Origin of the sequence: Paenibacillus sp. OT2-17 (assembly GCF_009827695.1) — a bacterium.
In the GTDB taxonomy this organism is placed as follows: Bacteria; Bacillota; Bacilli; order Paenibacillales; family Paenibacillaceae; genus Paenibacillus; species Paenibacillus polymyxa_B.
Window position 1 is genome coordinate 1 of the sequence record NZ_WUDQ01000098.1, and the last position, 10,759, is coordinate 10,759.

Annotated in this window: 8 protein-coding genes; 5 read left to right on the forward strand and 3 right to left on the reverse strand. The window is 47.6% G+C overall.

Translation table 11 applies throughout. The features are described 5' to 3' along the window. Both GRP75_RS13250 and GRP75_RS13255 read right to left on the reverse strand, forming a co-directional pair. Nucleotides 1-1,322, reverse strand: a 1,322-nt coding sequence (locus tag GRP75_RS13250) for an SNF2 helicase associated domain-containing protein (protein WP_202404124.1), incomplete at its 3' end; no start/stop codon positions are given. 166 nt (nucleotides 1,323-1,488) lie between these two features. Continuing rightward, complete coding sequence (locus GRP75_RS13255; RefSeq protein ID WP_160789529.1) at nucleotides 1,489-2,439, reverse strand: macrolide 2'-phosphotransferase; 951 nt, start codon at nucleotides 2,437-2,439, stop codon at nucleotides 1,489-1,491. 333 nt (nucleotides 2,440-2,772) lie between these two features. Between GRP75_RS13255 and GRP75_RS13260 the strand changes: the two genes are divergently transcribed. Further along, complete coding sequence (locus tag GRP75_RS13260; RefSeq protein ID WP_023986923.1) at nucleotides 2,773-3,861, forward strand: site-2 protease family protein; 1,089 nt, start codon at nucleotides 2,773-2,775, stop codon at nucleotides 3,859-3,861. A 160-nt stretch (nucleotides 3,862-4,021) separates the two neighbouring features. Here GRP75_RS13260 and GRP75_RS13265 read toward each other — a convergent pair whose 3' ends face one another. Beyond that, nucleotides 4,022-4,936: an AraC family transcriptional regulator gene (locus GRP75_RS13265; protein WP_023986924.1), complete on the reverse strand. Its 915-nt coding sequence runs from the start codon at nucleotides 4,934-4,936 to the stop codon at nucleotides 4,022-4,024. 174 nt (nucleotides 4,937-5,110) lie between these two features. On the opposite strand from GRP75_RS13265, the gene GRP75_RS13270 reads away from it, so the two are divergent. The 4 genes from GRP75_RS13270 to GRP75_RS13285 form a co-directional block, all read left to right on the forward strand. Beyond that, nucleotides 5,111-6,505 carry an MFS transporter gene (locus GRP75_RS13270; protein WP_023986925.1) on the forward strand — a complete coding sequence of 465 codons (1,395 nt, stop codon included), beginning with the start codon at nucleotides 5,111-5,113 and terminating at the stop codon, nucleotides 6,503-6,505. A 55-nt stretch (nucleotides 6,506-6,560) separates the two neighbouring features. Beyond that, complete coding sequence (locus tag GRP75_RS13275; protein WP_160789530.1) at nucleotides 6,561-8,567, forward strand: beta-galactosidase; 2,007 nt, start codon at nucleotides 6,561-6,563, stop codon at nucleotides 8,565-8,567. Between the two features lie 133 nt (nucleotides 8,568-8,700). Then, nucleotides 8,701-10,500, forward strand: coding sequence for a sensor histidine kinase (locus tag GRP75_RS13280; protein ID WP_160789531.1), 1,800 nt, complete (start codon nucleotides 8,701-8,703; stop codon nucleotides 10,498-10,500). Beyond that, nucleotides 10,497-10,759: response regulator (locus tag GRP75_RS13285; RefSeq protein ID WP_160789532.1), on the forward strand; the 263-nt coding region annotated here is incomplete at its 3' end. The genes GRP75_RS13280 and GRP75_RS13285, both read left to right, overlap by 4 nt.

A 10,759-nucleotide genomic window follows, 5' to 3' on the forward strand; every position in this document is an offset into this window, starting at 1 on the left:
TTGTCTCTCACCCGGTCCAGATATAGCTTTGCCTTCAATGGCTGCTGTGTGACCCGATCTGAGACGGACCGAGTCATATGAACACGTCCGAGCTTCATTAACCCGGGTACAACCTTGTCCATAAAAGATTCCATCTGCTCTGGCGCAATCAGAACTTTTCGCCTGTGGTGTACCTCTACCATCCGTTTTAGCTCGGACAAACGCCGTAAGGGATCGGCCTTCTGTTTGACAAGCTTGCCATCGGCAATGACGACACCATAGTCCTCCATGATGGTCAAGTCATCCAATCCTTGTATGCTTAGCTGGTAGCCTTCGGTTACGGCCCCGGCCTTATCAAATTCAAATTGCAGTGGAAGCATCAGGTCGGATTGGGGAATACCCTCGCTCATGTTTCCGTGAATTTCAAAGTAGACGCCCTGTGCTGTTGTCAGCAAGGGGAGCAGCTTTTCCCAAGCCGCAGGCGGAATGAGGAGCATTCGCTCGCCGCTCATATGACTACTGGAAGATGAATACGTGCCTGAAGTTTCCCGAATCATACGCTCATGGTGGCATACCTGGGATAATTGCTGGAGAATAGCGTCATGTTCAGGTCGGAAGCGGTACAACTCAGGCTCGTACGAGAAGCTTTTCGTGAACATGTAGCTATCCCCACGGTCAATACTATCCAGAAACGGACGAATTTTCTGGACGATATATAATCGTTTGGGGCCAGCCTTCATTTCTACACCAAACATATATTTTTGGTAACCGTAGGCAAAAGGCCGGATGACGAACTGAAAATCCAAGACCGCACGAGTATCCAGCAGGGTAGGCGTGCTGCGAAGCGGTCGCTTGCGGTCAAATAGTTTTAACATACTGTCGGTCAGCTGGAGATCCCCTTGTGTGATGTCAGAGGATCGTGCCGTTTTAGCAGTGTAATCATACGGAGCATCTGTAGATGTGTACATCCCGTCTGAATCCATGCTTCCTGCTGTATCTGGGGTAGTACCGGGATGAAGTCTGGAGGCGTAGGAGCGTACAGACAGACTTTTTCCACGGCGTATATCATGGGCGTTAAGGAGAACAGCAGCGATATGTTTGCAATATCGTCCGGTGTTCTGAAATGTGCTACAGGTGCACTCTGCTCGGATACTTCCATTGGATCGGATCATCGCCGCAACAGCATAAAAGCTGCTTCCTTTGACCGTAGCTTCGTATACCCCTTCATCATGATCTATTTGTGTAAAGGCCACTCTTTTGGCCCGGTAATAGGCATCCCCGTCGTCATAAGCAGCTTGACTGCATAGTTGTCTGATGGCTCGCCGGGTAAGTTCAAAACTCATGATTCGTAATCCTTTCCTGAGTTATTCCGTTTTCTTACATGATAACAGAACAGACAGGAGGATGGACACTTGGGCACGAAACGTAACTTTACAAAAAAAGGAGAGCAGAAAAAAACAGGCCTTGGTCCGTCATTGAACCAAAGCCTGCCAGGTGGCTAAAGCTATATTATATGTCGGGCAGTCCTTCTTCTTGCTCATGGACACCCAGCGCGTTACGTGCCATCTCCATATATTCATCTAGCCCGGATTTGAGGGCGAATTCGGCGATAAGCACAGGGTAAGCCGCGGTCAGTTCAACGATATGTTCGATCATACGCGGCCATACACGTCCGCCTGCTGCCTCGTAAAGCTTCAATAAACGAGTAAGCTCTACTTCTCCGAACAAAGTATAGTAACTCGTAAAATCAATCGCCGGATCAGCTACTTCGGCCTCGGTCCAGTCCAGCATTCCAGTAACCTCTGTATTCGAAGAGACTAAAATATGGCCTGGGTGCAAATCACCGTGTACAAGTACGGAATATTCCGGCCAGTAGCTATCGTCTGCCAGCCAGGTTTGCCATCGTTGCCATAGCTCGCCAGATACACCAAAGACGCTTCTTATTTCCTTCATCCGCTGGTCCATCAATTGCCGAACTTCGTTGTGCTGCTTTACGCGGACACCGAAATTTGCTGCCTGTTGGTGATCCGTCCGGTGCAACGCGGCTAGGGCTTTAGCGAGCGAAGCAACGAATCTTTCCGTCAGAGCCTCAGGATTGATGAACCATACGTAGCTTTTTGTTTCCATATCAATGGTAGCGGCAGGAGTGCCCTCCAGTTGAGGGTAGGCGATGAACTCTGGACTATACACTTGCCAATCCGGTACCGCTACAGGAAGAGTATCCCGAATCAACTGAAGCACTTTGTGCTCGTAAGCGGCTGATTGGACCACATCTGTTCGTCGCGGTGTACGTAGAACCCAAGGGGTACCCTGAATGTCTTTGGCGAATAGTGCCCGAAAATCTAGCCCGGACTCGTTGAGCTCTAATCCTTCATGTAGTATGTGAAGCCCGTTGCTTTTGGCAAGGGCCAATATATCACTAACGTCTTTTGAGTTAGTCAAGGAACGCTTTTCAGTCATATGAAACACACCTCATTGTTCAGATTTAGTTTAAAAAAAGGTAACTTAAACAAGCCTCAACCTTCCATATAAAAAAACGGGTTGAGCTTCATTGAAAAGCCTATCCTTTTATCTGAGACGCATGTAGTGAGTACACATGAAAGAGCAAACCTCCTTTACAAAATAGGGCATCTAACCCAGCACCAATATAATATCCTACATTGGAGGATGTCTACAATACGAGGAATAATATAAATGGCTACCCCAGTTCGCTTATCTGTGAGTTAGAGAAGTTTTTACAAGCTGCACATAGCAGGATACAATGGAAGTGTTAAAGAAAGGAGGCGGATACTTTTGCAAAATGAAGAGAAAAAGACCGATTCCAAATCCGGCTCATCCAAATGGTACCTTGGTAGTGCAGCAGCATTGCTTCTTCTGAAAGGTAAGTCGTTACTTGCCCTTTTAAAATTCAGTAAATTTGGCGGTGCGCTGATATCTATGGCGATAACGATTGGCACATATGCGATCATTTACCCGTGGGGATTTGCGGTCGGATTCGTGTTGCTGTTGTTTGTGCATGAGCTGGGGCATGTATTGGCCGCCAAGCGCAAGGGGCTTCCCGTATCAGCACCGTTATTTATTCCTTTTCTCGGTGCGCTGATCACAATGAAACGGCAACCTTTGGATGCGCAGACAGAGGCTTATGTAGCCATGGGCGGCCCGTTACTGGGGACGGTTGGGGCTATGGCGGTATACGCAGGAGCCTATGCAACAGACAGTCCCCTGTTGTATGCGCTCTCGTATGTCGGATTTTTCCTGAACCTGATCAACCTGCTGCCGATTCATCCGCTCGACGGAGGACGGATTTCCACGGCAGTGACGCGTTGGCTGTGGCTGGTGGGCCTATTGGGTGGAATTGTAGTCGTAGTATATTTAAAATCCTTTTTATTTTTCTTGATATGGGCGTTCTTTGCCTACGATTTGTACAAAAAATATGTTAAACGCAATAAAGAGGAGGTTAAGGTCCAATCCTTTTTGCAAAAGCCGCTGGTGAACGTACAGCATCTGTATGAGCAAGGATATCCGCTGCCCGGACCGGAGCACACGCGCAGATTATCTTTTAATACCTACTCGGATTTGGAGGGGCAGCAATATGTGACGGTGTATATGGAAAGTCTGGATGTGGAACAGACGCTTCTGCTGCCACAGCAGTGTCTTGTCCAGCATGTATGGCTGAACGGTGTGGAACATATACCGACGCCGGATGCGTACCAGCTCAGATTGCTGTGTGGGATTGATTACATTCCGTTTGAAAATGATAAATATTACGAAGTACCCGCATCATCGCGCTGGAAATTCGGCATCGGTTACTTGGCTTTGGCCGTATTTCTGATGGGGATGATGTATGTGGTGCACCAGCATATAGGGGATATTAGGCTGTGATTCGAGTAATGAGAGCTTAGTCAAGATTTTAGATCATTAAGGCAACGGTAGAGCTTATAGAAAATAGAGTCAAAAGAGCGCGACAACCGCAATATTCGGTGTCACGCTCTTTTTTTTGTATGAATAGCAGGGTGGAGCCCTTGCTATCCGTCCTTATATCTTAAATCCTTTGTGCATCAGTAATCGGCTTTAACGTCTGACGATATTTAAGTGGGCTGGTGCCTGTCCAGCGCTTGAACTGTCTGCTGAAATGAGCCAGACTGGAGTATCCGAGCAGGGAAGCTACCTTGTTGAGTGGCAGATTGGGCTGCTGGATCAGCACCTTAGCCTCATGCAGCTTGGTCTCCGATAGATAGTGACGTGGAGAATAGCCGTATACCTTGCGGAACACTTCCTGGGCATAGCCAGGACTGATCCCGAGCGAAGCCGCCACATCTTCAAGGCGGAACGCTTGCTCGCCAGATTCATCTTCCCGATAAGGCTTAAACCTTGATTGAATGGCTTCCATGATGGCCTTGGCATATTGAACGGATGAAGGCGCAATTCTGGGCTCCAAACCGGTAGATATCATTTGCGAGAATATCCCGAATAGCTCAAATAAGGCAATTTGCATACGAAAACGGTCTGCTGTCGTATATTCTCCGCTTTCTTGCACCATGCCAATCCAGCTATGGACGACCTTTTGCAGCTTGGTATTCGTTTCAGTACCCGCTGGGAAAAAGAGCTGATTGCTCTTAATCATTTCCTGACGGAACAATGGATCATCGACATTAAAATGAGAGCTAAAATAGTACATGCCGTTTGGGGAAACACACTGACTCACATGTTTGAAACCCGGCGGAATGATTAAAATATCACCCTCCCCAACCGAATATACGTTATTTTCCATAATCGTTTCCTGACGACCTTCTAAAATGAGTGCAATTTCAAAACCGATATGAGATTCCTCAGGCATGCACCAATCCGCTTTGACCCGGTGAATATGGGCGCCAAAAAATTTCACATTCCAGTCAATAATGGGCAGCCATCGGCAATCATGGAATAGAGCTGGATCAACATCAGGATTTAATATCATCAGATCACCTTCGATTAGGGCAAATTTTACACCGCTTAGACAATCTCATTGTATCTAACATTTAACTATAATAAAAGAGCGTTTACAAATGCTATAGTATAAGCTTTTACATAAAAGAAAACGCTTATATGTAGATTTTTTGAAAGCGATGCCATATTGTAATCAGGAGGAGCTATGGAAACAACATCGAAAGAACGTGTATCGTATTACGTTTACTTTTTGGGGAGCAACGCAATTCTCTGTCTGGTCGCCTCTTTTGCGATGCTATTTTATACGGATTATGTTGGCATATCTGTTTCTATTATCGGTACTTTATTCGTACTAGCCCGTATATGGGATGCCCTTAGCGCTCCGATCTTCGGTGTGATCATTGACCGAGCCAATCTAAAGGGCGGCTTGTTCAAACCGTGGACGAATCTGGCTTCCATCATTTTGCCGATACTTACTGTACTTATTTTTCTCGTTCCTAATGATGCGTCGCTTACCGCCAAGGTGATTTATATCGCCGTCACGTATCTGGCATGGGAAATGTGTTATACGATCAGTGATGCGCCTGGCTTTGGGTTGGCTACACTGATGACGAAAAATACGCATGAACGTGATCTGTTAATGTCCAGAGGCCGGACGATGGTCTTCTTGGGTTTTATGGTCATCTCCTCATCTTCGGTAGCTGTGGCCAATCAGATATCATGGCCAATTTTGGCACTGATTGTTGCCATAGCGGGTTTGATACTCATGAACTTTACTCGCTTTAATGTCAAAGAACGGTATTCCAACAAGGCGGAGAAGGTTACGCTCAAGCAAATTATGACGTATCCATTGCAAAACAAGCAGCTTTTATTTTACCTGATGTCGTTTATGATGCTGTCTATGACCAATCTGCAAGGGATTGTCGTCAGTTACTTTGCCTTATACAACTTGAAAAATCCTATTTATATTTCCATTCTCATGTTCATTTCCTTGGGTGTGCAGCTGCTCACTGCGTTGATTTTACCACCAATTATTAAAAGATTCGGCAAGTGGAAAGTGAATGTCGTCAGCTTGATTGGATTGTTTACTACGGGCTTATCTTTATTTGTAATCGGTTACAGTAACCCCGTTGTCGTATGTGTATTCGCGGTTCTTTTCGGTTTGTTCAGCTCTGCACCACAGCTCATGGTACCGATGTTTACGGCCGATTGTGTGGAATATGGCGCATTCAAAAAAGGCGTACGTGCCAGTGGTACCGCTTTTGCTACCCAAACGTTTGCAGGAAAACTGGGGGGAGCGGCAGCCAGTGGAATCGTCGCTTATGCGCTTGCCTTTGCAGGCTATGTCCCGAATGTACCGCAGACCGGACAGGTTCTCACATGGATATTCGCGCTCTATGCAGTAGTACCTGGAGTGGGGGCCTTAATTACGGCAGGTCTGTTTGCATGGCTGTACAAGATTAAAGAAAAAGACGTAGAAGGCTGGCTGGCAAGTGCGAAAAAAAATCTACAACAGGCAGATTCTGCGAAGCAGGGTGTAGCCGACAAGACGATATCCGTTCCATCCCTGAAAAAACCGCATAACAGCCACGGTGTTTGAAAATAACCTTATATAGCTCCACATATCCTAACGAACCTAATTGGAGGACGACTTGATGAAAAAACTACTGTACGGTGTTGCCTATTATGATGAGTATATGCCATATGACCGTTTGGGCCAGGATATCCAAATGATGAAGGATGCGGGCATCAACGTGGTGCGGATTGCCGAATCCACTTGGAGTACGCATGAACCGCAAAACGGCGTGTTTGATTTTACCTCTGTGGATCGGGTGCTGGACGCCATGCATAAGGCGGGCATCGAAGTCATTGTGGGGACGCCCACCTATGCCGTACCCACATGGCTGGTGAAGGAGCATCCTGATGTATTGGCAACAACGCCTCAAGGTCCGGGCAAATATGGAGCTCGCCAGATTATGGACATTACGAACCCGGTGTACCTGTTCCATGCCGAGCGAATCATACGCAAGCTGATCGGACGGGTGAGTCAGCATCCGGCGGTCATTGGCTTTCAGACGGATAATGAGACCAAGCATTACCACACGAGTGGGCCCAATGTGCAATTGCAATTTGTAAAGTATTTGCGGGAGCGGTTCGAATCGCTGGAGGAGCTAAACCGCAAATTTGGTCTGGACTACTGGAGTAATCGCATCAATAGCTGGGAGGACTTTCCTTCGGTGGTCGGAACGATTAATGGAAGTTTGGGCGCAGCCTTTTCCCAATTCCAGCGCAAGCTGGTGACGGATTTCCTGGCATGGCAGGTCGCGCTGGTGAATGAATATAAGCGGGAAGACCAATTTGTTACGCAAAACTTTGATTTTGAATGGAGAGGTCATTCCTTTGGTGTTCAGCCAGACGTGGATCACTTTGCGGCATCGCAAGCCTTTGATGTGACTGGGGTGGATATTTACCATCCATCACAGGATGATCTGACCGGAATTGAAATTTCCTTCGGTGGCGATGTAGCGCGTTCGACGAAAAATAACAACTATCTAGTGCTGGAAACGGAAGCGCAGGCTTTTACCCACTGGGTTCCCTATCCGGGGCAATTGCGTCTGCAAGCGTTCAGCCATCTGGCTTCTGGAGCCAATATGGTGGCATACTGGCACTGGCATTCCATCCATAATTCCTTCGAAACCTACTGGAAGGGTCTGCTCAGCCATGATTTTGAACCGAATCCTGTGTATGAGGAAGCACAGACCATAGGGAAGGATTTTGCAAGATTGTCTCCGCATTTGGTCAACCTGAAAAAGAAAAATAAAACGGCGATTCTGGTCAGCAACGAAGCATTGACGTCGATTGACTGGTTTAAATTTAATATGAGCAGCCCGTTGAATTACAATGACATCGTACGCCGTTTGTATGACGAGTTGTATAAACTGAATATCGGGACGGATATTGTTCATCCAGGTACAGAATCGTTTGACGACTATGATCTCTTGATCGTCCCGGTCCTCTATTCTGCCCCAGACGCACTACTGGAGAAGCTGAACCGATATGTGGAGAAAGGTGGTCATATAGTATACACATTCCGAAGCGGATTTACTGACGAGCATGTGCAGGTGAGAACGTCCCGGCAGCCGGGCGTGATTAGCGAAGCCTGCGGCATTCATTACAGCTTGTTCGTGGAGCCGAAGAAGGTGACGCTCAAAAATAATCCTTTTGAGGTGGCACCAGAGGACAATCAGGTAGATACGTGGATGGAGTTGATTACCCCGACGACCGCCGAAGTGTTGGCCTATTACGATCACCCGCATTGGGGAAAATATGCCGCGATTACGCAAAACCGCTATGGTCAGGGAACAGCGACCTACATCGGCTGTATCGTCAGCCCGGCGGTCATCCGCGAACTATTCAGCTCTGTAGCCAAAAAGGCGGGAGTATGGGGAGTGGATCAGGAAACGTCTTATCCGATCATTGTTAAATCTGGCACAAATGAGCTGGGACGGACAATCCGGTACTATTTTAACTATTCCGAACAAGCAGGCTCGGTGGTATATCCACATGGAGACGGCAAGGAGTTAATCGGGGGGCGTACAGTTATCCAAGGACAAACGCTTCCATTAGAGCCTTGGGATGTTATAATTATCGAAGAAGCGTAAATGATGAATAATGAGCTGAAACCAACTTACGAATAATATCATATAGGTATTCTCCGGGAGTATCCGGTAAATGAAGCGCCCCTGCGAATTGCGGGGCGTTTTCGCATATGGCTGAGTAGAGGAGTGCATCGCTATGCCAACCCGAGCAGTCCGCTGGTTCCGGGCGCTGACGGCCCCGTATCGACGCAGCATTCAGCTTAAGCTGATCTTGACGATGATTGTTCTATCTGTGCTGCCGGTCATTGCTGTCACGGTGCTGGCTGCGGAAAAAAGTAGAGCTTCCATGGAAACTGAAGTGGTAGAGACGAACATGTCCAATATGAAATGGACGGGGATCTATATCAGCGACCAGCTAGATCGTCTGAATCATCTGATTTACAGCATTCAGATCAGCCCTGATCTGAGCGATTATTTGAATGAGCGCGAGCCTGACAATCTTTCGAGCCAATTTAATGCCCAGCGAAAAATGCTGAATACGATGGCGAATGTGTATTATTCGGCCGGAAGTCATGTGATCGGCATCCAGCTTTATTTGAAGCAATCGCAAACCCTGTTTACCTTTAATAGCATGCAAAATGAAATTACGACAGTGAGCGGTATTCCCCCACAGTATGCCGAGATGTGGCAAGCGAATAAGGATTATTCGATTCGTCCAAGCTCTGCTGACCCGGAACGCTTTACTTTGACGCGCAGTATTCGGCGTTTTGAAGATCAGAAGCAGACGGGAGCTATTTCATTGGATGTATTGTGGTCGCAATTCGATCAGACGCTGGGCCTGCTGGGACGAGGGGATCAGCATCAGGTGCTTATTACAGATGCGGATGGCAGGGTCATGTATCCAGCACAGGCTCGGCAGTCGCCTCCACCTGCAGGTGTGCTGACAGCTCTTCGTGACGTTAAGCCGGGCCCTGGAGTGATTCAAACTGCTGAACATTATGTGTTCTATAATGATCTAGATGTAGTTGGGCTAAAGCTGGTCAAAATCGTACCCACTTCCTCCATTAACCACAGTGCCTTTTCAACCATGCTGTATGGTATTATCGTAGGCGTGATTTCAATCCTGGTTTCCATCTGCATTGCCGTTTTCATCGCATGGCGGACTGCACGTCCGATTGTTCATTTGGCGCGTTCCGTACAGGAGCTGGATATGATCAAAGGACCGATTGGACAGCCAAGTACACGCCCGGATGAGATTGGGCTGCTGGAAAGAAGTCTGCATGGGATGGCAGGCCGAATTCGCGAGCATATTCAGGCGGAATACAGTATAAATTTGCAAAAAAAGACGGCTGAATTGAAAGCGCTCCAAGCGCAGATTCATCCACATTTTCTGCAAAATACGCTGCAAATGATCGGAAGTATGGTATTTTCTCAAAAGCCGGAGGACACCTATGAAGTCATTCGGTCGCTGAGTGAGATGTTCCGTTACGTGGTACGGGAACCTCAGGATTTGGCCTCTTTACGCGCAGAGCTTGACCATGTGGGACACTATATGCGCATCCAGCAACGGAGATTTCCACAAAGATTGGTATTTCAGGTGGAGTCGGAAGAACAGGCGATGGATATTCGACTGCCTAAGCTATCGCTTCAGCCATTGTTGGAAAACGCGTTTCAGCACGGTCTTGATCGAAAGGCGGGAGCATGGCAAATGGGGATTCGGGTGGAGATTATGAAACAAGATGTGTGTATTACGGTTTGCGATAATGGAAACGGCATGGCCCCGGACAAGCTGGAAAAACTACGGGCAAAGCTGGAAAACGCGTCGGAGGAACCGATCTGGGCGCAGGGTAGTCATATCGGATTGAGCAATGTGTCTTCACGCATACGGATGAATTTTGGAATGCACTACGGAGTGACGATAGATAGTGAGCAGGGAGTCGGTACACGTGTCACCATCCGCATTCCATTCACCTCAGCAGAGGAGGGAAAAGTATGATCAGAGTATTAATTGTGGACGATGAGCCGTGGAACCGCGATATTCTGAAGACATTTGGCACATGGGAAAAACTTGGAATGTTGGTAGTGGGTGAGGCTGAAGACGGGGACGAGGCGTTCAGGCTGGTCGGGGAGTTAGCTCCCCATATTGTGATTACTGATATGCGCATGCCGGGTGCGGACGGAGTGGAGTTGCTGCAAGCACTAAATAACCATTGTCCTGATGTGAAAATCATTGTCGTGAGTGGATATGATGACTT

Excerpts from the sequence above, each read along its gene's own strand:
- GRP75_RS13270 (WP_023986925.1), top strand. The coding sequence starts at position 5,111 with ATGGAAACAACATCGAAAGAACGTGTATCGTATTACGTTTACTTTTTG.
- GRP75_RS13280 (WP_160789531.1), top strand. The coding sequence starts at position 8,701 with ATGCCAACCCGAGCAGTCCGCTGGTTCCGGGCGCTGACGGCCCCGTAT.
- GRP75_RS13265 (WP_023986924.1), bottom strand. The coding sequence starts at position 4,936 with ATGATATTAAATCCTGATGTTGATCCAGCTCTATTCCATGATTGCCGA.
- GRP75_RS13275 (WP_160789530.1), top strand. The coding sequence starts at position 6,561 with ATGAAAAAACTACTGTACGGTGTTGCCTATTATGATGAGTATATGCCA.
- GRP75_RS13255 (WP_160789529.1), bottom strand. The coding sequence starts at position 2,439 with ATGACTGAAAAGCGTTCCTTGACTAACTCAAAAGACGTTAGTGATATA.